Source organism: Agromyces albus (assembly GCF_030815405.1).
Taxonomy (GTDB): domain Bacteria; phylum Actinomycetota; class Actinomycetes; order Actinomycetales; family Microbacteriaceae; genus Agromyces; species Agromyces albus_A.
This window is the reverse complement of sequence record NZ_JAUSWX010000001.1, coordinates 2,471,606-2,495,676: the sequence shown is the minus strand read 5'-3', so window position 1 is coordinate 2,495,676 and position 24,071 is coordinate 2,471,606. Positions and strand designations below refer to the sequence as shown.

Below are 24,071 nucleotides of genomic sequence, written 5' to 3'. Positions count from 1 at the left end.
AACCGACCTGTCGGTGGCGCAGGCTCCCGTGATGGGATGACTCCATGACCCATGCCTCGGTACCTCGCATCCAGCTCAACGACGGCCACTCGATCCCGCAGCTCGGTTTCGGGGTATTCAAGGTCGATCCCGACGAGACCGAGCGCATCGTGACCGATGCGCTCGAGATCGGCTACCGCCACATCGACACCGCACGCATCTACGGCAACGAAGCGGGGGTCGGCAAGGCGATCGCCGAATCGGGGATCCCGCGCGAGCAGCTCTTCATCACGACGAAGCTGTGGAACGACGATCAGGGCACGCAATCGGTGTTCGATGCGTTCGACGCGAGCCTCGAGCGACTCGGCCTCGAGTACGTCGACCTCTACCTGATCCACTGGCCGACGCCGGCGCGCGACCGCTATGTCGAGACGTGGCGCGCGTTCGAGGAGCTCAGGGCATCGGGCCGGGTGCGCTCGATCGGCGTCTCGAACTTCCTCGTTCCACACCTCGAACGACTGCTCGCCGAGACCGGCACGGTGCCTGCGGTCGACCAGATCGAGCTGCATCCGGCGCACCAGCAGCCCGCCACCGTCGAGTTCGCCGAGGAGAATGGCATCGCGATCGAGGCCTGGGGACCGCTCGGCCAGGGCAAGTACCCGTTGCTCGAGCACCAGGAGGTGACGGATGCCGCTGCGGCCCATGGGCGATCGCCTGCCCAGGTCGTGATCCGGTGGCACCTCCAGCGCGGCTTCATCGTCTTCCCGAAGTCGAACCGGCGTGAGCGCATGGCGGAGAACTTCGACGTGTTCGACTTCACGCTCGACGACGCCGAGATGGAGGCCATCACGGCCCTCGAGCGCGAGGGCCGGGTGAGCTCGCATCCTGAACACGTGAACTGAGCGCGTGCCAGCGGAAAGGCCGTCTGGTTGCGTGGTTCCCAGGAGGCCTCTCGCGGCCATCCTCGGGTGGTCGTTCGCGCAGGATCGGCGGGATTCCGGGCGACACGCCCGGACTGCAAGCCCGTTTTGCCAGAGGGCCGGGGGCGTGCGTAAAGTAATCACTCGTCACCCCAAAGGTGCGGCAGAGCGGAAGAGCTCGCCGGCCTCACGTGGGACCATCCAATCGCTCAGATCAGAACCTTGTAGGACGCTGTCTGAGCGCCTAGGATGACTACTTACTTCCACTGTGAATGCAGGCTTTCCTGCCCGTATTCCAGCTGTGAACACAGCCTGAAGCTCCGGCCGATCGGTTTGGGAACAGGTTGCGGAAGTGATACAGTAGAGAGGTTGCCCGGAGGGCAGGTCGAAAGACTGAAACTCGGGTGCGTCCGTTTCTTGAGAACTCAACAGCGTGCACTATGTTCAATGCCAAATAACCTCGGGCATTCTCTTTTTGGGAGTGTTTGGGATTTCTTTGAGATTGATGGATTGTCAGTGATTGACAGTTCTTTGGTCAGGTCAAACAGTTTTCTTTGGAGAGTTTGATCCTGGCTCAGGACGAACGCTGGCGGCGTGCTTAACACATGCAAGTCGAACGATGAAGGGGAGCTTGCTCCTTGGATTAGTGGCGAACGGGTGAGTAACACGTGAGTAACCTGCCCTGGACTCTGGGATAACCCCGAGAAATCGGAGCTAATACCGGATAGGACCTGGAACCGCATGGTTTTGGGTGGAAAGTTTTTCGGTCTGGGATGGACTCGCGGCCTATCAGCTTGTTGGTGAGGTAATGGCTCACCAAGGCGTCGACGGGTAGCCGGCCTGAGAGGGTGACCGGCCACACTGGGACTGAGACACGGCCCAGACTCCTACGGGAGGCAGCAGTGGGGAATATTGCACAATGGGCGCAAGCCTGATGCAGCAACGCCGCGTGAGGGATGACGGCCTTCGGGTTGTAAACCTCTTTTAGTAGGGAAGAAGGGCTTCGGCTTGACGGTACCTGCAGAAAAAGCACCGGCTAACTACGTGCCAGCAGCCGCGGTAATACGTAGGGTGCGAGCGTTGTCCGGAATTATTGGGCGTAAAGAGCTCGTAGGCGGTTTGTCACGTCTGCTGTGAAATCCCGAGGCTCAACCTCGGGCCTGCAGTGGGTACGGGCAGACTGGAGTGCGGTAGGGGAGATTGGAATTCCTGGTGTAGCGGTGGAATGCGCAGATATCAGGAGGAACACCGATGGCGAAGGCAGATCTCTGGGCCGTAACTGACGCTGAGGAGCGAAAGCGTGGGGAGCGAACAGGATTAGATACCCTGGTAGTCCACGCCGTAAACGTTGGGCGCTAGATGTGGGGACCTTTCCACGGTTTCCGTGTCGTAGCTAACGCATTAAGCGCCCCGCCTGGGGAGTACGGCCGCAAGGCTAAAACTCAAAGGAATTGACGGGGGCCCGCACAAGCGGCGGAGCATGCGGATTAATTCGATGCAACGCGAAGAACCTTACCAAGGCTTGACATAACCGAGAACGCCGCAGAAATGTGGAACTCTTTGGACACTCGGTTACAGGTGGTGCATGGTTGTCGTCAGCTCGTGTCGTGAGATGTTGGGTTAAGTCCCGCAACGAGCGCAACCCTCGTCGTATGTTGCCAGCACGTAATGGTGGGAACTCATATGAGACTGCCGGGGTCAACTCGGAGGAAGGTGGGGATGACGTCAAATCATCATGCCCCTTATGTCTTGGGCTTCACGCATGCTACAATGGCCGGTACAAAGGGTTGCGATGTCGTAAGGCGGAGCGAATCCCAAAAAGCCGGTCTCAGTTCGGATTGAGGTCTGCAACTCGACCTCATGAAGTCGGAGTCGCTAGTAATCGCAGATCAGCAACGCTGCGGTGAATACGTTCCCGGGCCTTGTACACACCGCCCGTCAAGTCATGAAAGTCGGTAACACCCGAAGCCGGTGGCCTAACCCCTTGTGGGAGGGAGCTGTCGAAGGTGGGATCGGTGATTAGGACTAAGTCGTAACAAGGTAGCCGTACCGGAAGGTGCGGCTGGATCACCTCCTTTCTAAGGAGCATCTGGCAACTTTGGTTGTCCAGGCATGCCAGATCAGGGGCGTTCGTTCCCTGCTGGTGGCTCATGGGTGGAACATTGACATAGGTGCCGGTTGATTCCGGCTGGAGCTAGTACGCCTCTTCGGGGGTTGGAAGGTTCTGGTCGGTGGAGGCCGGCACGTGCACGCTGTTGGGTCCTGAGGGACCGGACGACTTCTTGCCTTTCGGGGTGGGGGGTGATGGTTTCTTACAGGCCTTCATCGAGACCGGCTTTTTGGCCGTGTGGGTGTGGGGGTTCTGGCCGTCTGTTGAGAACTACATAGTGGACGCGAGCATCTTAGAAACGGGACTTTGGTCCTGTTTCACAAAAGGTGAATCGCCAATCGGGTGCCTTTCGGGGTGCTCTGTTTGGTGTTTCACTGGTCAATTTCGCAGCATCGCCTTTCGGGGTGGTGTTGCACGATTCGATCTCATGTGATTTCAAGTTTTTAAGAGCAAACGGTGGATGCCTTGGCATCTGGAGCCGAAGAAGGACGTCGTAATCTGCGATAAGCCTCGGGGAGCTGATAAACGAGCTGTGATCCGAGGATTTCCGAATGGGGAAACCCCGCCAGGCCCTTTGGGTGACCTGGTGACTCCCGCCTGAATATATAGGGCGGGTAGAGGGAACGTGGGGAAGTGAAACATCTCAGTACCCACAGGAAGAGAAAACAACCGTGATTCCGTAAGTAGTGGCGAGCGAACGCGGATGAGGCTAAACCGAGCCATGTGTGATACCCGGCAGGGGTTGCATGGTCGGGGTTGTGGGACCTTTCGGAATGTGCTGCCGCGCATTCACGGTGACGCGTCAGGTATAGACGAATGGCATTGAAAGGCCAACCGGAGTGGGTGTGAGTCCCGTAGTCGAAATGCCTGGCCGGCCGGAGAGGTATCCCAAGTAGCACGGGGCCCGAGAAATCCCGTGTGAATCTGTCAGGACCACCTGATAAGCCTAAATACTCCCAGATGACCGATAGCGGACAAGTACCGTGAGGGAAAGGTGAAAAGTACCCCGGGAGGGGAGTGAAATAGTACCTGAAACCGTTTGCTTACAAACCGTTGGAGCCTCCTTGTTGGGGTGACAGCGTGCCTTTTGAAGAATGAGCCTGCGAGTTAGTGATATGTGGCGAGGTTAACCCGTGTGGGGCAGCCGTAGCGAAAGCGAGTCTGAATAGGGCGATTCAGTCGCATGTCCTAGACCCGAAGCGAAGTGATCTATCCATGGCCAGGTTGAAGCGACGGTAAGACGTCGTGGAGGACCGAACCCACTTCAGTTGAAAATGGAGGGGATGAGCTGTGGATAGGGGTGAAAGGCCAATCAAACTTCGTGATAGCTGGTTCTCTCCGAAATGCATTTAGGTGCAGCGTTGCGTGTTTCTTGCTGGAGGTAGAGCTACTGGATGGCCGATGGGCCCTAAAAGGTTACTGACGTCAGCCAAACTCCGAATGCCGGTAAGTGAGAGCGCAGCAGTGAGACGGTGGGGGATAAGCTTCATCGTCGAGAGGGAAACAACCCAGACCACCAACTAAGGTCCCTAAGCGCGTGCTAAGTGGGAAAGGATGTGGAGTTGCACAGACAACCAGGAGGTTGGCTTAGAAGCAGCCACCCTTGAAAGAGTGCGTAATAGCTCACTGGTCAAGTGATTCCGCGCCGACAATGTAACGGGGCTCAAGCACGCCACCGAAGTTGTGGCATTGACATTTGTGGTAGGCCTTCGTGGTCCAGCCGTGTTGATGGGTAGGAGAGCGTCGTGTGGCCAGCGAAGCGGCGGTGTGAACCAGCCGTGGAGGCCACACGAGTGAGAATGCAGGCATGAGTAGCGAAAGACGGGTGAGAAACCCGTCCTCCGGAAGACCAAGGGTTCCAGGGTCAAGCTAATCTGCCCTGGGTAAGTCGGGACCTAAGGCGAGGCCGACAGGCGTAGTCGATGGACAACGGGTTGATATTCCCGTACCGGCGAAGAACCGCCCACATGAAATCAGGAGTGCTAAGCATCCCAAGCCGCGTGGATCCCTTCGGGGACGATCGCGGGGCGGCATGCGACCCCATCTGGTGGAGTGAGCGTATTAACAGGTGTGACGCAGGAAGGTAGCCGATCCCGGGCGATGGTAGTCCCGGGGCAAGTGCGTAGGCCGAACCGTAGGCAAATCCGCGGTTCATCAAGGCTGAGACACGATGCGGATAAAAAGTTGGTGATCCTATGCTGCCGAGAAAAGCATCGACGCGAGGTTCTAGCCGCCCGTACCCCAAACCGACTCAGGTGGTCAGGTAGAGAATACCAAGGAGATCGAGAGAATCGTGGTTAAGGAACTCGGCAAAATGCCCCCGTAACTTCGGGAGAAGGGGGGCCTAAGGCGTGATCGGACTTGCTCCGGGAGCGCTGTAGGGCCGCAGAGACCAGTGGGAAGCGACTGTTTACTAAAAACACAGGTCCGTGCTAAGTCGCAAGACGATGTATACGGACTGACGCCTGCCCGGTGCTGGAAGGTTAAGAGGACCGGTTAGCCGCAAGGCGAAGCTGAGAATTTAAGCCCCAGTAAACGGCGGTGGTAACTATAACCATCCTAAGGTAGCGAAATTCCTTGTCGGGTAAGTTCCGACCTGCACGAATGGCGTAACGACTTCCCAGCTGTCTCAACCGCGAACTCGGCGAAATTGCATTACGAGTAAAGATGCTCGTTACGCGCAGCAGGACGGAAAGACCCCGTGACCTTTACTACAGCTTGGTATTGGTGTTCGGTGTGGCTTGTGTAGGATAGGTGGGAGACTGTGAAGCTGGCACGCTAGTGTCGGTGGAGTCATTGTTGAAATACCACTCTGGTCACTCTGGATATCTAACTTCGAACCGTGATCCGGTTCAGGGACAGTGCCTGGTGGGTAGTTTAACTGGGGCGGTTGCCTCCCAAAGAGTAACGGAGGCGCCCAAAGGTTCCCTCAACCTGGTTGGCAATCAGGTGGCGAGTGTAAGTGCACAAGGGAGCTTGACTGTGAGACTGACAGGTCGAGCAGGGACGAAAGTCGGGACTAGTGATCCGGCAGTGGCTTGTGGAAGCGCTGTCGCTCAACGGATAAAAGGTACCTCGGGGATAACAGGCTGATCTTGCCCAAGAGTCCATATCGACGGCATGGTTTGGCACCTCGATGTCGGCTCGTCGCATCCTGGGGCTGGAGTAGGTCCCAAGGGTTGGGCTGTTCGCCCATTAAAGCGGTACGCGAGCTGGGTTTAGAACGTCGTGAGACAGTTCGGTCCCTATCCGCTGCGCGCGTAGGAAATTTGAGAGGATCTGACCCTAGTACGAGAGGACCGGGTTGGACGAACCTCTGGTGTGCCAGTTGTTCCGCCAGGAGCACCGCTGGTTAGCTACGTTCGGGATGGATAACCGCTGAAAGCATCTAAGCGGGAAGCCGGCCTCGAGATGAGATTTCCATCCCTTCGGGGGAGAGGCTCCCAGCCAGACGACTGGGTTGATAGGCCGGATGTGGAAGACAGGACTAAAGACTGTCGGAGCTGACCGGTACTAATAAGCCGATAACTTGACAATCACTACACTCACAACGTTTGAACACATTTCATGTAAAGGCCGTGTGAGTGGCCCTCTAGATTGCTCGCGTCCACTCTGTGGTTCCCTTCAGACGGAAACAGACCACAACATAATTCAACACAGCACCACCCTGCCCACACCAGGCAACGACCCCGGTCGTTCCCGGTGTCGGGCGGGTCACCGAGACCACACACCCCACCACCACGTGGCAGCGGGTGTGGCTAGAGTTTCGGCGGCCATAGCGCGAGGGAAACGCCCGGACACATTCCGAACCCGGAAGCTAAGACTCGCAGCGCCGATGGTACTGCAGGGGCGACCCTGTGGGAGAGTAGGACACCGCCGGACATTATTTCGAAGAGGGCCGCCCAAGGTTGGGCGGCCCTCTTTGGTTTTAAGCGTTCCTTCCCCTGCTGCCGCGTACCCCACGTACGCTGAACAGATGGGGAACCGTCTCGCCGATGCCATGAGTCCGTACCTGCGGGCCCACGCCTCGAATCCTGTGGACTGGTATCCGTGGGGTGAAGCCGCATTCGCTGCCGCCCGCGAACGCGACGTTCCCATGCTCGTGTCCATCGGCTACGCGACGTGCCATTGGTGCCATGTCATGGCGCGCGAGAGCTTCAGCGACGACGTCGTCGCCCGAATGCTGAACGACCGGTTCGTCGCGATCAAGGTCGACCGCGAGGAGCATCCCGAGGTGGACTCGAGCTACCTCGCCGCCGCCTCCGCGTTCACTCGGGAGCTCGGCTGGCCGCTCACCATCTTCGCCACCCCAGAGGGACGCACGTTCTATGCCGGCACGTACTTTCCGCCGCAGCCGATCCGCGGCATCCCGTCGTTCTCCCAGGTGCTCGCCGCCGTCGACGAAGCCTGGCGCGAGCGCCGCGAGCAGCTCGACGAGACGGCTGCCGCCGTCGCCGATGCGCTGGCCGCGGCATCCGGAGCCGAAACCGAAGGAGAGCTCCCCTCGACCGAGCAACTTCAGGATGCGGTCGAGTCCCTGGGAGCCGATGAGGACCGGGTCCATGGCGGATTCGGGAGCGCGCCGAAGTTCCCGGTCGCGCCGGTTCTCGGTTTCCTCGTCGACGCCGGAACCCGAGCGCGCGAGCTCGCCGCACGCACGCTGAAGCTCATGGGAGCGTCGCCACTGCGCGACGCCGTCGAAGGCGGGTTCTTCCGTTACGCAACCCGCGCGGACTGGAGCGAGCCGCACTACGAGCGGATGCTCACCGACAATGCCCAGTTGCTCGGCGTCGCCGCACGGATCGCGCAGCGGGATCCCGAGGCGCAGTGGGCTGCCTCGCTCGCGCGAGGGCTCGTCGCCTTCCTGACGGGGCGCATGCAGCTCCCCGGCGGGGCATTCGCGAGCGCGCAGGACTCGGAGAGCACGATCGACGGCGTGCGAAGCGAGGGCGGGTACTACCAGCGGGACGCCGCGGGGCGCGTAGGACTCGATCCGCCGGCGCTCGACGAGAAGGTGCTCACGGGCTGGAACGGCCTCGCGATCGAATCTCTCGCGCGGACCGCGTTCGTGTTCGACGACGCCGTGGCCCTCGACGCGGCACGGCGCGCGGCCGACTTCCTGCTCGAGCATCACGTGCAGACCGGGGGTCGTCTCGTGCGAGCGTCGCTCGGCGGGGTCGCCTCGGCCGCGGCGGCGACCCTCGAAGACACCGGGATGCTCGTGAACGGCCTGCTGGAGCTCGCGGTGGCGACCGGCGAGGTCGCCTTCGCCGTCAGGGGCCGGGAGCTGCTCGACGACGCCATCGCGGCAGCCGATCATGCGCCGAATCCCGGGAGCGTTCCATTCGCCGCCCCTGGAGGCGCCGATCCCGTGCTCGCCGCGCGCGGCCTCACGATGCCCGCCGACCCGGCGGAAGGCGTCACTCCATCGGGAGTCACCGCGTGCGCGGACGCCGCGTGGAAGCTCTACCTGCTCGGTGCCGGCGATCGCTATCGCGACGTCGCTGAAGCGGCGATGCGGGCTGTAGCCGGAATCGCGCTCTCGCGGCCCATCGCCTTCGGCGGAGCGCTCGGGCTCATGGCCCGACTCGCGGTTCCGATCGTGCAACTCGTCACCGTCGTGCCCGACCCGTCGGACGAGGATGGCGAGCCAGGGGCGGCGCTCGTCGCGGCGACGCGGCGGCACGAGGCATCCGTCTCGACCATCGTCACCGAGTCGCAGGCGCGCGCCTTCGGCGATGCCGGCTTCGAGCTGTTCGAGGGCCGCACCACGCAGGGCGGTGCGCCGGCCGCCTATCGCTGTCACGCCTTCGTCTGCGCGATGCCGGTGAGTGACCCTGACGCGCTCGAATCGCTGGCGTCGACACCGTGAGCTTCGCCGGGCGGCGTGTCTCCCCTCGTGCTCCCTACGATGGGAGCATGAGTGAACGAGAGCGACCCCGTGCGGGCACGATCGTGATGGCGGCGCTCCTCGACCTCGTGCTCGTGCACGTCTTCGTGAGGATCGGGCGCACGAGCCACCACGAGACGTTGGACTTGGCGGGCATCGGCAGCACGGCGTGGCCGTTCATGGCGGGCCTCGCCGCCGGTTGGCTGGTCAGCGTCGCGTGGCGGCATCCGCTCACCGTCTGGCCGACGGGCGCCGTGATCTGGGCCGTCACCCTCGGCGGTGGGCTCTTGCTCCGGGTCGTGTCGGGGCAGGGAGTGCCGTTCGCGTTCGTGCTCGTCGCCGCGATCACCCTGGCCGTGTTCCTCCTCGGTTGGCGACTCGTGAGAGTGCTCGTGATGCGACGCGCGCGACGTCGAGTCGAAACCACGGCCGCCCGATGAACCCGATCGAGTGGCTCTTCGACGCGCAGCTCGTCATCGGCGACCAGGTCATCCTGTGGCGTGAGATCGTCGGCAACCTGTTCGGCCTCGCGAGCGCGCTCGGCGGATTGCGCCGCAAGGTCTGGGCCTGGCCTGTGGGGATCGTGGGCAACGCCCTGCTCTTCACGGTGTTTCTCGGCGCCGTCTTCGACACCCCGAATCCCGTGAACCTGCTGGGACAGGCCGGTCGGCAGCTCATGTTCATCGCGGTGTCCATCTTCGGCTGGGTGCGCTGGTCGCAGCACCGCCACGTGAGCGCCAACGCCGTCGACCCGCGCTGGGCGAGCGGCCGCACCCGGATCCTGCTCGCGGCGGCACTCGTCGGGGGCACCCTCGTGCTGACGCCCGTGTTCAGTGCGCTCGGCTCGTTCGAGCCGGTCTGGGCCGACGCATGGATCTTCATGGGCTCGCTGCTCGCGACGTGGGGGATGGCGAAAGGATGGACGGAGTTCTGGCTCATCTGGGTCGCCGTCGACATCGTCGGGGTGCCGCTGCTCGTGAGCGCCGGCTACTACGCCTCAGCCCTGCTCTACCTGTTCTACGGGGCGTTCACGATCTTCGGCTTCATCACGTGGATGCGCGTGCAACGGCGACAGCTCGTGCCGGTGGTCGGGGCCTGAGCCGGTCGGGCCTGGGTTGGTCTGGCCTGAGCCGGCTCGGCCTGAGTGCGCTACCAGGCGGGCACGCGGTCGAGCACCGACCAGACCGCCGAGCTCAACTCGGGGTGCTCGAGCGCGATCTCGCGCAAGAGCTCGTACTCGAAGCGGGCGGCCTCGCCCTCGCGCGCGGCAGGGTGATAGGCGCGTGCGCGGGCCGGACTCCATCGCTCGGAGTGCAGTCGCTCCTCGCGGAGTGTCGCGACGACCTGCTCGTCGACCGACGGCAACTCGGGCAGGAACACCCACGGATCTTCGCCGAGACGGCAGCGCAGTTCGATGAGCGCTGAGAGCTCATCTCGCGCATGCTGCCGCAGCAGCTCGAGCGTCGATGCCTCAGCCATCCGCGACCTCCCCTCCGCTCTTCGATCGTAACCAACGCTACGTGGACCGTGTGACGAAGGGGTTACACGCGGTCGCCCGACGTGTACGGCAGGTGACGGCCACGTGACGATGTCTCGTGCGCTTGAATTGACGGATGAGCACCGAACGCGGCATCCGGCCGAGCGGAGAACGCACGACCGACCTGTTGCGGCGGCTCCGCTCCGACCTCGCTCGCGCGAACTACACGGTCGCCTCGCTCGAAGAGCTGTGGGGAGCGGATGCCGCGGCGGCGCTGCATCGCGGCGAGCGAGTACCGGTACGACGCGTGCTCGATGCCCGCCGCGCCGAGCACGGGGATTCCGCCGACCTCGCGACGCTCGCCGAGCTGTTCGTGCTCGGATTCGACGTGCCGCGCTCCGAGGCCGAGCACGCGCTGCCGACGCTCGGCGTGGATGGTGCCACGGAGCTCGGGCTGCTCGCGCCCGCCGGTGCTGCCGACCCCGTCGACGATCCCGCGACTGCGCTCGACGCGGCATCCGTGCGAGCTGCACTCGACCTCAGGCCGTACACGTTCACCGATGCGCTCGGCACCGTCGAGTGGTGGATCCTCTCGGATCTCGGAGAGCTCGCGCTCGGGCACGCGCTCGGCGAGGAGCACGTGCTCGGGGTCGGCGGGGCGTCGATGACGCTCAGTGGCCTGATGCTGCCCACTCCCGCGGCGCGAGTGCTCGACCTCGGCACCGGGTGCGGGATCCAGGCGATGCACGCCACGCGGTTCTCCGCCCACGTCGTGGCGACCGACATCTCGGAACGGGCCCTCCGCCTCGCAGGCCTCAACGTCGAGCTCAACGGCATCGACGGCGTCGAGTTCCGCCGCGGCAGCCTCTTCGAGCCCGTTGCGGGCGAACGGTTCGACCGGATCGTGTCGAACCCGCCGTTCGTGATCACGCCGCGGGCCGCGGGCGTTCCCGAATACGACTACCGCGACGGCGGAATGGTGGGTGACGCACTCGTCGAAGAGGTCGTCCGTGGGGCGGCAGCACATCTCGAGCCGGGCGGCGTGGCGCAACTGCTCGGCAATTGGGAGTATCGGGCGACGGATGACGGACTCGAGCGCGTGCGCGGGTGGGCCGGCGGGCTCGACCACTGGATCGTCGAACGCGAGCGGCAACGCATCACCGAATACGCCGAGACCTGGATCCGCGACGGTGGCACGCGGCCGGGCACCCCCGACTTCGACCGGCTCTACGAGGCATGGCTCGACGACTTCGATGCGCGCTGGGTGCACGAGATCGGGTTCGGCTACGTGCTGCTGCGACGCCCGGCGGCCGACCCCGACCGCCCCGCCGCCCACTCCGTCGCCCCGCTGGCACGCCTCGAGCGTCGGCACGGCGCGCTGGGGAACGACGACGCTCCGCTCGGCGTGCACTTCGCCGCGTGCCTCGACGCGCACGACCGCCAGGCGGCGCTCGGCGACGAGGAGGTCGCCGCGCTGCGACTCACCGTGGCCGGCGACGTCACCGAGGAACGCCACTACTGGCCCGGCGACGAGCATCCGACGGCGATGCTGCTGCGCCAGGGCGGCGGCTTCGGACGAACGATCGGGCTCGACACCGGCCTCGCCGCGCTCGTGGGCGCGTGCGACGGCGAGCTCCCCGTCGGCGCGATCATCGGCGCGGTCGCCCAACTGCTCGACGTCGACGAGTCGGAGCTCGCGGCCGAGTTGCTGCCCGCCGTTCGCGGACTCATCGACGACGGGATCCTGCTGCTGCCGGCGACGTGACGAGCCGCGAGTCACTAGCTCTCAGGCTCTGTCACCTTCGGGGACGCCGTGGCTCGGCGATCACCGAGCTGAGCGGGGTATTCTCGTGGACGCACATTCGAAAGCGAGCCCATGCCCGACAGTCCGCTCTCCGACTCCCCGTACGAGGTGCTCGGCGTGCCATCCGACGCGGATGCCGCTGCACTCCGCCTCGCCTACCGGCGAGCGCTCCGCACCGCGCACCCCGACACGGGCGGCGACACCGCACGCTTCCACGCGGTGCAGCGCGCGTGGGAGCTCATCGGCACGCCCGAGGCGCGGGCCGCGTTCGACCGGGGATCCCGCGGCGGCGCACCGACGCCGACTCGAGAGGCGTGGGCGCCGGCCGCACCGAAGGTCCGCCGCGACTCTCGCCCGCTCGCGCGCTCCTACGGTCACCCCGGCGGGCTCTCGCGCGAGCGATACCTCGGGCTCATTCGCGAGTGGGCTGGCCGGGGCGTGCAGCTCGAGGACCCGTACGACCCGGCGCTCGTGCGTGGCGCGCCTCGCGACATCCGTCACGTGCTCGCCGACGCGCTCGCCGAGGAGGCGACCGCTCGCTCGCTCGCGACGCTCGGCATCGCCTACACGGTGTGGCATGACGTGGCGACGGATGCTGCGGGGCCCGGGCAGCCGCCGAAGCTCGATCACCTCGTGCTCGGGCCGACGGGCCTCTTCGCGATCCAGTCCGAGGACTGGGGCGGCCGAGTGACACTTCGCCGCAACGAGCTCGTCGGGGAGGCGCTCGACGGCGAGCGGCCGATCCGTGCGCTCGCGGCCCGCGCGAAAGCCATCGGCCGTGCGGCCCGCGTAAAGCCCACCGCGCTCATCGTGGTCGTGCCCGACGACCATGCCGAAGAACCGCTCGAGGTCGGCGGCAGCATCCGCGGCACCGTCGTCGCCCTCGTGCAGCGGTCTCGTCTCGCGAGCGCTGTGCGCGAGGGATTGCCCGGCTCGGCGCACCTCGGCGGCACCGAGGTCATGGAGGTTCGCTCGCGTCTGCAGGCCGTCGTGCGCTTCGCCTGACCGGCCGGCGGGGCGCGCTGACTCGCCCTCGACCGTCGCGGGGTGTTGGATGGGAGGATGCCCGTAGTCGACACCGAAACCGAGACCGAGATCGAAACCAGCACCGACGCCTACGTCACCGACTTCGCCCGGTTCCTCAGCGCCGCCCCATCGTCGTATCACGCGGCAGAAGAGGTGGCCCGTCGGCTCGAGGAGGCCGGATTCGAGCGGCTCGACGAGCGCGACGAGTGGCCGGCTGGGGCCGGGCGGCGAGTCATCGTGCGCGACGGCAGCGTGATCGCGTGGGTGCAGCCCGAGGGGGCCACCGCCACGACGCCATTCCGGGTTCTCGGCGCCCACACCGACTCGCCCTCGTTCAAGCTCAAACCGAACCCCTCGTCGAGCGCCGAGGGCCTGCTGCAGGTCGGAGTCGAGATCTACGGCGGCCCGCTGCTGAACTCCTGGCTCGACCGCGAGCTCGAACTCGCCGGCCGGCTCGTCACCGACGACGGTGTGCAGCACCTCGTGCGTACCGGCCCGATGCTGCGCATCCCGCAGCTCGCGATCCACCTCGACCGTGAGATCAGCTCCGGCGGCCTCAAGCTCGACAAGCAACGCCACATGCAGCCGATCTGGGGTGTCGGTGCGAGCGGCGACCTGCTCGCCGAGCTCGCCGGAATGGCGGGAGTTCCCGCCGATGGGGTCGCCGGTCACGACGTACTCGTCGCCGACACGGCGGCGCCCGTCAGGTTCGGACTCAACGAGGCGTTCTTCGCCGCGGGACGCATGGACAACCTGAGTTCGGTGTACGCCGGCCTCGTCGCACTGCTCGAGGCGCCCGCCGATGCCGGGCACGTGAGCGTGCTCGCTGCGTTCGATCATGAGGAGCTCGGCTCCGAGTCGCGCTCGGGCGCGAGCGGTCCCGTGCTCGAGGACGTGCTCGTCCGGGTCGCCACGGGACTCGGCGCGGGCGAGATCGAGCGCCGGCGTGCGTTCGCTGCGTCATGGCTCGTGTCATCGGATGCCGGGCACGCGGTGCACCCGAACTATCCCGACCGGCACGACCCCGCGAACCGTCCCGTGCTCGGCGGCGGACCGCTCCTGAAGCTCAACGCGAACCAGCGGTACGCGACCGACGCCGCCGGCTCGGCGCTGTGGACGGGAGTCTGCCGACAGGCGGGCGTCAGTATGCAGCGGTTCGTCTCCAACAACGCGATCCCGTGCGGCTCCACGATCGGACCGCTCAGCGCGACGCGGCTCGGCATCCGCACCGTCGACGTGGGCGTGCCCCTGCTCTCGATGCACTCCGCGCGCGAGCTCGCCCACGTCGACGACCTCGCCGCGCTCGGCGCCGCGCTCACCGCGTTCTTCGCGCCGGCCTGAGGCGGGGGGCGTGCGCCGGCGCGGTGCGCGCCCTGATGCAACGCTGGCGGAATTTCGCGGCACGGCGGCGCGATTTCACGGGTCGCCGTGGCAGTCGCACTGCAATGGTGGAGCCATGACCCAGACCACCACCCTCGCCGCATCCGCCCTCTTCGAGCACGTCGCCTCACAGAGCGACGCCGTCGCGCACTTCCGCGGCCGGCTCGGCTTCGAGTCCGACGTCTCCGACGTCGCCGCCGGGCTCTCCGAGACCGAGCCGGGCTTCGTGCTCGTCGACGCCCGAAGCGATGCGTCGTGGGCCCAGGGTCATGTGCCGGGAGCGATCCACCTGCCCTGGCGCCGCATCGCCGCCGAGGCATCCGAGCGGATCCCGTCGGGCACGCCCGTCGTCGTGTACTGCTGGGGCCCTGCATGCAACGGCGGCACGCGTGCCGCCCTCGAGTTCGCCCTTCTCGGCCACCCTGTGAAGGAGATGCTCGGCGGGTTCGAGTACTGGGTGCGCGAGGGCTTCGCCTACGACACAGCCGAGGGCCCCGCGCAACTCGCGCCCGATGCGCTCACGAACGTGACTGCGGCGGGCCTCGCGGGCGGAGCCGTCACCGACGGCTCCATCACCTGCGCCTGCTGAGCCGGCGCGCTGAACTCGGGCGGGCGGTCATCGGGCGGGACACCGATGACTGCCCGTCCGTCTGTGCACTCCCGAGCGAGGCGCCGGCCTTCAGCCCGCGAGCGTGACGAGGGGAGCGTCGTCGTCGGCCGCCCACTCCTCGAGGGAGCCGTCGTAGATCGCGACATCCTCGTGGCCGGCCAGGTGCAGTGCGAGTGCTGCGCCGGCGGCGGCGATGCCGGCGCCGCAGTACACGATCGTTCGAGCGCGATCGGATGCCGCGGTCTCGACGCCCTGCAGCCGCTCGCCGAGCGCGTCACCCCGCAGGAACGCGCGCGACTCGCGGTCGACGAGCGTCGACACGGGAACGTTGACGCTCCGCGGGATGTGACCGCGGCGCGCCCGTCGGCCCGTCTCGCCACGGAACTCGCTCGCGGGCAGGGCACAGATGAGCGCGGCATCCGATTCGCCCGCGACGACCTGCTCGACCTCGGCCTTGTCGGCCCAGCGTTCGGGGCGCTCGTCGAGCGTCAAGCGGCCGGCGGTGCGAGGCTGCTGGTACCCGTCGTCGACGGGGCGGCCCTCGGCCCGCCACCTGGCGAGGCCACCGTCGAGCACAGCGACCCGTTCGATACCGGCTGAGCGGAGCAGCCACCAGAGCCGAGCGGCCCATTGCCCGATCGCGGAATCGTAGACGACGACGGTGACGTCATCGTCGATGCCCGCCCCTCGAGCCGCGGCCTCGAGCTGGGCTGCATTCGGCCTCGCGAACGTCAGGCCGGCCGCCGGGTCGGAGAACTCCTCGAGCAGGTCGGCGAACACCGCGCCCGGCAGATGGCCTCCGATGAGGTATTCGTCGAGGCCGCTCAGCCAGCGGAAGCCAGCGTCGGTCTCGACTCCGAGCACGGTCGCGTCGACGACGACGAGTGCGGGATGTCCGAGGTGGTCGGCGAGCCAGTGCGGCGAGACGAGCGCGGAGTCGAGTTCGAGAGCGGTCATGGCGCCACGCTAGCCGGGAGCCGTGGATCGTGCGCCCCACGGCGCAACAGGCCGTAACCCGCCGAGACGGTGTGAACCCCGTCGGCGTGAACGCGTTCGGCGTGTCAGCGTATCTGCCCGCGGCGGCTCTCGAGCCACATGGTGTGCTCGCGGAGTCCGTTGCGAACCGCGGCTTTCATGATCAGGTAGCCGATCCAGAGCGAGAGTGCGAGGACGCCGAGGTAGACGACGATGCCGATGATGAGTCCGACGAGGCCGGCACCGAGGAGGGAGTCGAGGTTGGGGGCGGGCGCGGTGTTCATCTGCACACCATGGCAGATGACGACGGGTCAGCGCGAGGGCCTCGGGAGTCCCCGACCGGGGGACACCTTCGTCGATTCATCGCTCAGCACTCGATGACGTTCACCGCGAGCCCGCCCTCGCTCGTCTCCTTGTACTTCGTCATCATGTCGAGTCCGGTCTGGCGCATCGTCTCGATGACGGTGTCGAGCGAGACGAGGTGCGTGCCGTCGCCGTGCAGCGCGAGCCGAGCCGCCGAGACCGCGGTGGACGCGGCGATCGCGTTGCGCTCGATGCACGGCACCTGCACGAGGCCGCCGACGGGGTCGCACGTGAGGCCGAGATGGTGCTCCATCGCGATCTCGGCGGCGTTCTCGATCTGCCGCGGAGTGCCACCGAGCACGGCGCACAACGCCCCGGCCGCCATCGCGCACGCCGAGCCGACCTCGGCCTGGCATCCGCCCTCCGCGCCCGAGATCGAGGCGTTCTTCTTCACGAGCGAGGCGATCGCCGCCGCCGTGAGGAGGAAGCGGCGGATGCCGGCGGCATCCGCTCCCGGTACGAATCGCAGGTAGTAGTGCCCGACGGCCGGAATGATGCCGGCCGCGCCGTTCGTCGGCGCCGTGACGACCCGGCCGCCCGAGGCGTTCTCCTCGTTGACGGCGAGGGCGAAGGCGTGCAGCCACTCGGTCGACGTGTCGCGAACGTGCTCGTCGCGGTCGTAGTCCTCGAGCCGGCGTCGCACCTCGGGCGCACGCCGCTTCACGCGGAGGCCGCCGGGCAGCGTGCCGTCGGTCGCGAGCCCGCGCGAGACGCACAGGGCCATCGCGGCCCAGATCGCGTCGAGACCGTCGTCGATACCGGTTTCGCCGTGCACCGCGACCTCGTTCGAGCGGGCGATGTCGCAGAACGAGACGCCGTGCTCGGCGCAGAGCTCGAGCAGTTCGGCTGCGTTCGAGTAGGGCAGCGGATGCCGCAGCGCCTCCGATTCGTGCGGCGCATCGCCCTCGCGGCGGATGAAGCCGCCACCGACGGAGTAGTACGTCTCCTCGGCGAGGGGGAGCGCATCGCCCGTGCTCCACGCCTGCAGGGTCATCGCGTTCGGATGCCCGGGCAGGCGAGTGCGCGGTTCGAGGCTGAGATCGGGCCGGGCCATGGTGATGGGATGCCGGCCGGCGAGGCGCACTTCGGCACCGTCGTCGCCGAGTCGCGACCACGCGCCGCGGACCTCGTCGGGATCGCACTCGTCGGGCCGGAGCCCCGCGAGGCCCGCGACCACCGCATCGGGCGTGCCATGGCCGAGGCCCGTGGCGCCGAGCGAGCCGTAGAGCGAGCACGTGACGCGGCTCACGCGGTCGAGGAGGCCTGCGTCGTCGAGGTGCTCGGCGAAGGCCCGCGCCGCCCGCATCGGGCCCACGGTGTGCGAACTCGAGGGGCCGATCCCGATCGAGAAGAGATCGAGGGCTGAGACGAACGCTGTCACGCTCCCAAGGCTACGACCCAGCAGGCGCACGCATCCGGCGTCCCATCGCAGAATCGTGCGCCGAGACCGTCGAGACGGTCGGACGCGAGCGCCATCTAGGCTGGAAGCGATCCCCATGAACGCATCATCACCTCGCCGCTTGCCCGAAATCCGCCACATCCTGCCGCAGGAGTCGACCGTCGAAGCCGAGCTCATCGAGCGCGCCTTCGCCGCCGGGCCCTACGGCCACCTGCCGAAGAGCGCCGAGCGGCGCGACTTCGAACGCGACACCGCCGGCAGGGCGGCATCCGGAGCGGTGCTCGTCAGTGTCGACAACGCCGGCCAGGTGACGGGATCGGCGAGCGTGCTCCGTGCTGCGACGCCGTATTCGAGAGTCGCGGTGCCCGGCGAGGCCGAGATCCGCTTGCTTGCCGTCGATCCTGCCACCCAGGGCGCCGGCCTCGGCAAGGCCCTCATGCGGGCGAGCCTCGAGGCGGCGCTCGAGTGGGGAGCCGACGCGCTCGTGCTCGACACCGGCGCGGCGAACACGCGCGCCCAGGCGCTGTACGAGCGGTTGGGGTTCGACCGCGTGCCCGCGCGTGAGGCCGCGGTATCGTCGGTCGAGGTCGAGGCGCTCGTCTACCGGTATGCGCTCCAGCAGCGCGACGATGTTCAGGTGCGGCTCATGCGCGACGACGAGGCCGTGTTCGTCTCCGAGCTCGTCGAATCCGCGTATGCCGTCGACTTCACGTTGACCGACGACTATCGCGCATCGATCGCCGCGGTCGGCGAGCGAGCCCGCGACCACCAGGTCTGGGTGGCGACGGATGCTGCGAGCGGCGCGCTCCTCGGCACCGTCTCGACTCCCCGCCCCGGTAAGGCGATCTCCCCGCTCGCGCGCGAGGGCGAGCTCGACTTCCGGTTCCTCGGCGTCGCAGCCGAGGCGCGGCGGAGCGGCATCGGCGCGCTGCTCGTCGAGCACGTGCTGCTGCTCGGCCGCCTGCGCGGCGTGCACCGCATCGTGCTGAACACCGGCCCCGAGATGGTCTCCGCGCAGCGGCTCTACGAGCGGCTGGGGTTCGAGCGACTCCACGAGCGCGAGTTTCACTTCACCCGCTCCGACGGCTCGAGCTTCCTCATGCTCGCGTATGGGCGCGAATCGGCTGACGCGACGGACGCGGCGGCGGAGTCCAGCGCTGCCTGACCCGTTGCCGTGTACCATCAGCGGGTCGCAGCGCCCATGCGGGCCATCCACTGTTCGGGCTGGTCGAGTGACCTGAAGCCGAATCTCTCGTAGAGGCCGTGGGCGTCGGCGGTCGTGAGCGCGATGCGTTTCAGGTCGAGCGGGGCGAGCTCGTCGACGACGCCTTCGATGAGGGCGATGCCGATGCCGCGTCCGCGTGCCTCGTTCGCGACGAACACGTCGCAGAGCCATGCGAACGTCACACCGTCGGTGATGACGCGTGCGTAGGCGAGCTGTTCGCCTGTGACCGTGTCGTAGACGCCGTAGTTCCGGGAGCCGTCGATCGCGGCATCGTGCGTTTCGCGCGTGCGGCCGGTCGCCCAGTACGACTCCTCGGCGAGCCAGGCGTGCACGCGGTCGCGGTCGAGGCGGGACGGATCGGTGGAGAACTCGAGGGTGGACGGCATCCCTCGATCACATCTCGGACGAGCGCGGCGGTCAAGATGCCGATTCCCCATCCGTGGCCTGCACGGCCTGACGGCCCGCCGCAGCCGTCAGCGCAGCATCCGTCAGCGCAGCGTCTTGCGCGCCGTGATCTGCCCGGTGTCGAAGCCGAGCAGGTGCAGGCCACCGTGGAAGCGGGCGTGCTCGACCTTGATGCAGCGGTCCATGACGACCGTGAGTCCCTTGGCCTCGCCGTCGTAGGCGGCCTGCTCGTTCCAGATGCCGAGCTGCACCCAGATGGTCTTCGCGCCGATCGAGACGACGTCGTCGACGACGCTCGGGATGTCGCTGCCGCGCCGGAACACCACGACGATGTCGGGCACCTCGGGCAGACTCGCGAGATCGGGGTAGGCGGGCTGGCCGAGGATCTCGGTCGCGTTCGGGTTCACGAAGTACAAGCGGTAGTCGCTCGACTGCTGCAGGTAGGTGCCGACGAAGAAGCTCGAGCGCGACGGATTCGGCGAGGCGCCGACGATCGCGACCGACTTCGCCGCGCGGAGGATCGCGAGGCGGGCCTTCGCGTCGGGGCCGGTCCACGTGCGCTGCGAGTGCAGGAGCTTCGCGAGCGGCGAGTTCGCGGGCAGCTCGCACGAGAGGCCGTTGACGAGACGTACGGTCTCGAGATCTTCGGATGCCGCAGCATCCGTCAGCTCGGTCGTTGCGATGGCAGTGTCCGTCATCGTGCTGCTCCCTTCGTCGCGGTGGTCAGTGCCTGGTCGAGGTCGTCGATGATGTCCTCAACATCTTCGATGCCGACCGACAGGCGCACAACCCCGGGCAGCACGCCGGCGTCGATGAGCTGCTGCTCGGTGAGCTGTGCGTGGGTCGTCGAGGCGGGGTGGATGATGAGCGTCTTCGCGTCGCCGATGTTCGCGAGGTGGCTCGCGAGGTTCACCGACTCGATGAGGGCCTGGCCGGCAGCACGGCCGCCCTTGACCTCGAAGCTGAACACCGAGCCCGGGCCCTTCGGCAGGTACTTCTGCGCACGATCGAAGTGCTGGTGCCCCGGCAGGCCCGCCCAGAACACTCGCTCGATGCGCGGGTCGGCCTCCAGCCACTCGGCGACGGCACGCGCATTGTCGAGGTGCGCCTGGATGCGGTACGGCAGCGTCTCGACGCCCTGGGCGAGGAGGAATGCCGAGTGCGGTGCGAGCGCCGGGCCGATGTCGCGCAACTGCTCGGCGCGGAGCCGGGTGAGGAACGCGTACTCGCCGAAGTTGCCGGACCACTGCAGTCCGCCGTAGCTCGGCACGGGCTCGCCGAAGAGCGGGAACTTCTCGGAGTGCCAGTGGAAGCGGCCCGACTCGACGACGACGCCGCCGAGGGTCGTGCCGTGCCCGCCGAGGAACTTCGTGGCGGAGTGCGTGACGATGTCGGCGCCCCACTCGATGGGCCGGCTGAGGTAGGGCGTGGGGATCGTCGAGTCGACGATGAACGGGATGCCGTGGGCGTGCGCGACGTCGGCGAGCGCCTCGAGGTCGGCGATCTCGCCCGACGGGTTCGCGATCGTCTCGACGAAGAGTGCTTTCGTCTTGTCAGTGATCGCGGCGGCGTAGTCCTCGGCGTTCGCGCTCTGCACGAACGTCGTCTCGATGCCGAAGCGGCGGAGCGTGACGTCGAGCTGGGTGATCGAGCCGCCGTAGAGGTTCGCGCTCGCCACGATGTGGTCGCCGCTGCCGGCGAGGCTCGCGAAGGTGATGTACTGCGCCGACAGGCCGCTCGCGGTGGCGACGGCGCCGAGCCCGCCCTCGAGGCTCGCGACGCGCTCCTCGAAGCTCGCCACGGTGGGGTTGGCGAGTCGCGAGTAGATGTTGCCGTACTTCTGCAGGGCGAACCGCGCCGCGGCATCCGCGGTGTCGTCGAAGACGAACGCGCTCGACTGGTAGATGGGGAGGGCGCGCGCGCCCGTCACCTGGTCGGGGATGTTGCCCGCGTGGATGGCGCGGGTCTTGAAGCCGTATTCGCGGTCTGCCATGGCCCTCACGCTACTGCGGCCCGCCTGGGCATCCGCTTCGGGGCGTAACGCAGGGCAACGGATGCTGCGTCCGGGTGTCGCGCCTGGAAGCCGCAGTCGGCTCAGCCATGTGCCGCGCCGAGGACCTCGTCGGTCGTGACCATGCGCGCGAATTCGCCGCCCGAGAGGTTCACGGCGGTCGCCCGGGCGAGTTCAGCGGCGGTGAGCCGGATGCCGCCGGGCCCCTCGAGGTCGAACGTGTGGGTCGCGTCGAGCGGCACAGTGACGTCGTAGCCGAGGTTGCCGGCCATCCGGGCCGTGGTCTCGACGCACATGTTCGTCTGGATGCCGGTGATCACGAGCTGACGGATGCCGCGGGCCTCGAGCCATCCGTGCAGGTCGGGCTCGCCGTAGAACGCGGAGTTGGTCTGCTTCGTGACGAGGAGCTCGTGCGGGGCATCCGCGACGACGTCTTTGAATGCGTTGCCGGGGGAGCCCGCGTCGAGCGGCGAGCCCTCGGCGATCGAGTCGTGGCGCACGAGCACGATCGGGCGCGAGGCACCCGACCACGCGGTGATGAGGCGACCGATGTTCGCCTCGGCGTCGGGATTGTCGCGCGCGCCCCACGAGGGGTCGTCGAATCCCTGCTGCACGTCGATCACGAGAAGGGTGGCGTTGTCGTCGAAGTGAATGCGATCGTCGAAGTCCATTCCTTCATGATGCCGCGGCGAGCGCCGGACCTGCCGCTCAGCCCTGCCATTCCCCGGTGATGGCCCGCCAAGCGGCCGGGCGGCGCACTGGAGGCACCGTGTTCCGGCGGAGTGCGCGGAGGCGCTGTCTCTGGCGGAAGAATGCCCTCCCATGCGAAGAGGTGGGAGGTGAGGAGGGCGAGCGGGTGGGAGGTCAGGAGGGCGAGCCCGTGGGCGTGCCGCGGTATCGTGGGCCGGTGATCCTCGAACATGCGATCCTGCCCGTGAAGACCGGTCGCGAAGCCGACTTCGAAGCCGCGCTCGCCGAAGCCGTCCCGATCATCTCGTCGATGCCCGGCTTCGTCGACCTGCGCGTCTCGCGGTCGATGGAGACGCCGAACGAGTATCTGCTGCTCGTGCACTGGGAGAGCCTCGAGGCGCACACGGTGGGCTTCCGCGGCTCCGTCGAGTACGAGCGGTGGCGCGAATTGCTGCATCACTTCTACGAGCCGTTCCCCGTCGTCGAGCACTTCACGGAGGTGTTCGCCGTCGACGCCTAGGCTGGACGCCATGGTGACCCGGGTCGAGACGATCGTGATGGGCGGCGGCGCCATGGGCGCCGCCACAGCGTGGCAGCTCGCCCGGCGCGGTCGTGAGGTCGCCGTGCTCGAGCGGTACGAGCCCGGCCATCGCGTGGGCGCGTCGCACGGTGCGTCGCGCAACTTCAACGTCGCCTACTCCGATCCGACGTACGTGCAGCTGCTCGTCGAAGCGCTGCCGCTCTGGCGCGAGCTCGAGGCTGAGAGCGGCGCTTCGCTGCTCGAGCTCGTCGGTGTGGCGAACCACGGCCCGAGCGGCGGCTTCGAGGCCGTGCGCGACGCGCTCACCGCGGCCGGCATCGCCGCAGAATTCCTGGGTGTCGAGGAGGCGGGCGAGCGCTGGGAGGGCATTCGCTTCGACACGCGAGTGCTCTTCAACGAGCAAGCGGGCCGGGTGAACGCGGATGCCACGGTGCGGGCGCTGCACGCCACGGCAGCGGCCGCCGGAGCAGACGTGCGGCATCGCACGCAGGCCACGAGCATCGAGGTGGTCGACGACGGGCGCGTGCGCGTGACATCCGTCACCGATTCCGGCGTCGCGGAGGTCTTCGAGGCCCGCACCGCCGTCGTCACCGTGGGCGCGTGGACCTCGAAACTCCTCGGCGGCGTGAGCCTGCCCCCGCTCGTGGTCACGCAGGAGCAGCCGGCGCATTTCGCCGTGCGCGACGAGACGGTCGCGTGGCCGAGCTTCAATCACTTCCCCGGCTCGGCCGAGGCGGGCTACGACTACTGGCGATCGCCCGTCTACGGCATGCTCACCCCCGGCGAGGGAGTGAAGGCCGGCTGGCACGGCGTCGGGCCGGTCGTCGATCCCGACGAGCGCGACTTCGCGGCCGAGCCCGAGCAGCTCGCGGCACTGCAGCGCTACGCCCGCGACTGGCTGCCCGGCGTCGACGCCGATGCGGTCGCCCCCATCAGTTGCACCTACACGACGACGCCCGACGAGAACTTCGTGCTCGATCGCGTCGGGCCGATCGTCGTGGGTGCCGGGTTCTCGGGCCACGGGTTCAAGTTCACGCCCGTCGTCGGGCGGATCCTCGCCGACCTCGCCGACGGCACCGGACCTGCGCCAGCGCTCTTCGCCGCCGACCGGGCGATCGCAGAACATCCTGCGTCGCCGACCGGCCTCGGCGGCTGACGCGAGCAGCCTTCGCGTCCGGCACGGCGCTTCGCACACGTGGTCATGTAAAAAATACTTGACGCGATGTGCAGATTCCTTTACATTGATCGATGTCAAGAGTTTTTTAC

General features: G+C 66.9%; 19 protein-coding genes and 3 rRNA genes. 14 read left to right on the top strand and 8 right to left on the bottom strand.

Going from position 1 to position 24,071, the window contains the following annotated elements; genetic code table 11:
• The first annotated feature begins 44 nt into the window (after positions 1-44).
• The 7 genes from QFZ29_RS11695 to pnuC all read left to right on the top strand — a co-directional run bounded on the left by QFZ29_RS11695 (position 45) and on the right by pnuC (position 9,998).
• On the top strand, positions 45-881 hold the full coding sequence (locus QFZ29_RS11695; protein WP_306894271.1) for an aldo/keto reductase: 837 nt from the start codon (positions 45-47) through the stop codon (positions 879-881).
• A gap of 569 nt (positions 882-1,450) precedes the next feature.
• Positions 1,451-2,977 (top strand): 16S ribosomal RNA (locus QFZ29_RS11690).
• A gap of 465 nt (positions 2,978-3,442) precedes the next feature.
• Positions 3,443-6,546 (top strand): 23S ribosomal RNA (locus QFZ29_RS11685).
• A 228-nt stretch (positions 6,547-6,774) separates the two neighbouring features.
• Positions 6,775-6,891: ribosomal RNA gene (gene rrf, locus QFZ29_RS11680) — 5S ribosomal RNA — on the top strand.
• Together the 16S, 23S and 5S rRNA genes form the textbook arrangement of a ribosomal RNA operon.
• A 94-nt stretch (positions 6,892-6,985) precedes the next feature.
• Positions 6,986-8,881: a thioredoxin domain-containing protein gene (locus QFZ29_RS11675; protein WP_306894270.1), complete on the top strand. Its 1,896-nt coding sequence runs from the start codon at positions 6,986-6,988 to the stop codon at positions 8,879-8,881.
• Positions 8,882-8,928: 47 nt separating this feature from the next.
• Positions 8,929-9,339, top strand: coding sequence for a DUF3054 domain-containing protein (locus tag QFZ29_RS11670; protein WP_306894269.1), 411 nt, complete (start codon positions 8,929-8,931; stop codon positions 9,337-9,339).
• On the top strand, positions 9,336-9,998 hold the full coding sequence (gene pnuC, locus QFZ29_RS11665) for a nicotinamide riboside transporter PnuC (protein WP_306894268.1): 663 nt from the start codon (positions 9,336-9,338) through the stop codon (positions 9,996-9,998). The genes QFZ29_RS11670 and pnuC overlap by 4 nt, the downstream gene beginning before the upstream one ends.
• Before the next feature lie 50 nt (positions 9,999-10,048).
• On the opposite strand, the gene QFZ29_RS11660 is transcribed toward pnuC, so the two are convergent.
• Positions 10,049-10,378, bottom strand: a complete 330-nt coding sequence (locus tag QFZ29_RS11660; RefSeq protein WP_214869081.1) for a hypothetical protein — start codon at positions 10,376-10,378, stop codon at positions 10,049-10,051.
• 134 nt (positions 10,379-10,512) lie between these two features.
• Between QFZ29_RS11660 and QFZ29_RS11655 the strand changes: the two genes are divergently transcribed.
• The 4 genes from QFZ29_RS11655 to QFZ29_RS11640 all read left to right on the top strand — a co-directional run bounded on the left by QFZ29_RS11655 (position 10,513) and on the right by QFZ29_RS11640 (position 15,175).
• Positions 10,513-12,141: a DUF7059 domain-containing protein gene (locus QFZ29_RS11655; protein WP_306894267.1), complete on the top strand. Its 1,629-nt coding sequence runs from the start codon at positions 10,513-10,515 to the stop codon at positions 12,139-12,141.
• Positions 12,142-12,252: 111 nt separating this feature from the next.
• Positions 12,253-13,185, top strand: coding sequence for a DnaJ domain-containing protein (locus QFZ29_RS11650; RefSeq protein WP_306894266.1), 933 nt, complete (start codon positions 12,253-12,255; stop codon positions 13,183-13,185).
• Positions 13,186-13,242: 57 nt separating this feature from the next.
• On the top strand, positions 13,243-14,547 hold the full coding sequence (locus tag QFZ29_RS11645) for a M18 family aminopeptidase (protein WP_306894265.1): 1,305 nt from the start codon (positions 13,243-13,245) through the stop codon (positions 14,545-14,547).
• Positions 14,548-14,662: 115 nt separating this feature from the next.
• A complete protein-coding gene (locus tag QFZ29_RS11640) occupies positions 14,663-15,175 on the top strand; it encodes a rhodanese-like domain-containing protein (protein ID WP_306894264.1) in 513 nt (170 codons plus the stop codon).
• 90 nt (positions 15,176-15,265) lie between these two features.
• Here the strand turns inward: QFZ29_RS11640 and QFZ29_RS11635 are convergent, their stop codons facing one another.
• The 3 genes from QFZ29_RS11635 to QFZ29_RS11625 form a co-directional block, all read right to left on the bottom strand.
• Positions 15,266-16,153, bottom strand: a complete 888-nt coding sequence (locus QFZ29_RS11635) for a sulfurtransferase (RefSeq protein WP_306894263.1) — start codon at positions 16,151-16,153, stop codon at positions 15,266-15,268.
• Positions 16,154-16,257: 104 nt separating this feature from the next.
• A complete protein-coding gene (locus QFZ29_RS11630; protein ID WP_306894262.1) occupies positions 16,258-16,455 on the bottom strand; it encodes a hypothetical protein in 198 nt (65 codons plus the stop codon).
• 83 nt (positions 16,456-16,538) lie between these two features.
• A complete protein-coding gene (locus QFZ29_RS11625; RefSeq protein ID WP_306894261.1) occupies positions 16,539-17,915 on the bottom strand; it encodes an L-serine ammonia-lyase in 1,377 nt (458 codons plus the stop codon).
• Between the two features lie 139 nt (positions 17,916-18,054).
• On the opposite strand from QFZ29_RS11625, the gene QFZ29_RS11620 reads away from it, so the two are divergent.
• Positions 18,055-19,098: a GNAT family N-acetyltransferase gene (locus QFZ29_RS11620; RefSeq protein ID WP_306894260.1), complete on the top strand. Its 1,044-nt coding sequence runs from the start codon at positions 18,055-18,057 to the stop codon at positions 19,096-19,098.
• A 17-nt stretch (positions 19,099-19,115) separates the two neighbouring features.
• Here QFZ29_RS11620 and QFZ29_RS11615 read toward each other — a convergent pair whose 3' ends face one another.
• The 4 genes from QFZ29_RS11615 to QFZ29_RS11600 form a co-directional block, all read right to left on the bottom strand.
• The gene (locus QFZ29_RS11615; RefSeq protein WP_306894259.1) at positions 19,116-19,544 is read right to left on the bottom strand and encodes a GNAT family N-acetyltransferase; all 429 of its coding nucleotides are present in this window, start codon (positions 19,542-19,544) and stop codon (positions 19,116-19,118) included.
• 102 nt (positions 19,545-19,646) lie between these two features.
• A complete protein-coding gene (locus QFZ29_RS11610) occupies positions 19,647-20,261 on the bottom strand; it encodes a CoA-binding protein (RefSeq protein WP_306894258.1) in 615 nt (204 codons plus the stop codon).
• Positions 20,258-21,556 (bottom strand): O-acetylhomoserine aminocarboxypropyltransferase/cysteine synthase family protein, encoded by a 1,299-nt coding sequence (locus QFZ29_RS11605; protein WP_306894257.1) that lies wholly within the window; start codon positions 21,554-21,556, stop codon positions 20,258-20,260. The genes QFZ29_RS11610 and QFZ29_RS11605 overlap by 4 nt, the downstream gene beginning before the upstream one ends.
• A 101-nt stretch (positions 21,557-21,657) precedes the next feature.
• Positions 21,658-22,245, bottom strand: a complete 588-nt coding sequence (locus QFZ29_RS11600) for a cysteine hydrolase family protein (RefSeq protein WP_306894256.1) — start codon at positions 22,243-22,245, stop codon at positions 21,658-21,660.
• A gap of 236 nt (positions 22,246-22,481) precedes the next feature.
• Between QFZ29_RS11600 and QFZ29_RS11595 the strand changes: the two genes are divergently transcribed.
• Both QFZ29_RS11595 and QFZ29_RS11590 read left to right on the top strand, forming a co-directional pair.
• On the top strand, positions 22,482-22,784 hold the full coding sequence (locus QFZ29_RS11595; protein WP_306894255.1) for an antibiotic biosynthesis monooxygenase family protein: 303 nt from the start codon (positions 22,482-22,484) through the stop codon (positions 22,782-22,784).
• Positions 22,785-22,794: 10 nt separating this feature from the next.
• Positions 22,795-23,961 carry an FAD-dependent oxidoreductase gene (locus QFZ29_RS11590; protein WP_306894254.1) on the top strand — a complete coding sequence of 389 codons (1,167 nt, stop codon included), beginning with the start codon at positions 22,795-22,797 and terminating at the stop codon, positions 23,959-23,961.
• The last annotated feature ends 110 nt before the right edge of the window (positions 23,962-24,071 follow it).

Excerpts from the sequence above, each read along its gene's own strand:
- QFZ29_RS11695 (WP_306894271.1), top strand. The coding sequence starts at position 45 with ATGACCCATGCCTCGGTACCTCGCATCCAGCTCAACGACGGCCACTCG.
- QFZ29_RS11675 (WP_306894270.1), top strand. The coding sequence starts at position 6,986 with ATGGGGAACCGTCTCGCCGATGCCATGAGTCCGTACCTGCGGGCCCAC.
- QFZ29_RS11670 (WP_306894269.1), top strand. The coding sequence starts at position 8,929 with ATGAGTGAACGAGAGCGACCCCGTGCGGGCACGATCGTGATGGCGGCG.
- pnuC (WP_306894268.1), top strand. The coding sequence starts at position 9,336 with ATGAACCCGATCGAGTGGCTCTTCGACGCGCAGCTCGTCATCGGCGAC.
- QFZ29_RS11660 (WP_214869081.1), bottom strand. The coding sequence starts at position 10,378 with ATGGCTGAGGCATCGACGCTCGAGCTGCTGCGGCAGCATGCGCGAGAT.
- QFZ29_RS11655 (WP_306894267.1), top strand. The coding sequence starts at position 10,513 with ATGAGCACCGAACGCGGCATCCGGCCGAGCGGAGAACGCACGACCGAC.
- QFZ29_RS11650 (WP_306894266.1), top strand. The coding sequence starts at position 12,253 with ATGCCCGACAGTCCGCTCTCCGACTCCCCGTACGAGGTGCTCGGCGTG.
- QFZ29_RS11645 (WP_306894265.1), top strand. The coding sequence starts at position 13,243 with ATGCCCGTAGTCGACACCGAAACCGAGACCGAGATCGAAACCAGCACC.
- QFZ29_RS11640 (WP_306894264.1), top strand. The coding sequence starts at position 14,663 with ATGACCCAGACCACCACCCTCGCCGCATCCGCCCTCTTCGAGCACGTC.
- QFZ29_RS11635 (WP_306894263.1), bottom strand. The coding sequence starts at position 16,153 with ATGACCGCTCTCGAACTCGACTCCGCGCTCGTCTCGCCGCACTGGCTC.
- QFZ29_RS11630 (WP_306894262.1), bottom strand. The coding sequence starts at position 16,455 with ATGAACACCGCGCCCGCCCCCAACCTCGACTCCCTCCTCGGTGCCGGC.
- QFZ29_RS11615 (WP_306894259.1), bottom strand. The coding sequence starts at position 19,544 with ATGCCGTCCACCCTCGAGTTCTCCACCGATCCGTCCCGCCTCGACCGC.
- QFZ29_RS11610 (WP_306894258.1), bottom strand. The coding sequence starts at position 20,261 with ATGACGGACACTGCCATCGCAACGACCGAGCTGACGGATGCTGCGGCA.
- QFZ29_RS11605 (WP_306894257.1), bottom strand. The coding sequence starts at position 21,556 with ATGGCAGACCGCGAATACGGCTTCAAGACCCGCGCCATCCACGCGGGC.
- QFZ29_RS11600 (WP_306894256.1), bottom strand. The coding sequence starts at position 22,245 with ATGGACTTCGACGATCGCATTCACTTCGACGACAACGCCACCCTTCTC.
- QFZ29_RS11590 (WP_306894254.1), top strand. The coding sequence starts at position 22,795 with ATGGTGACCCGGGTCGAGACGATCGTGATGGGCGGCGGCGCCATGGGC.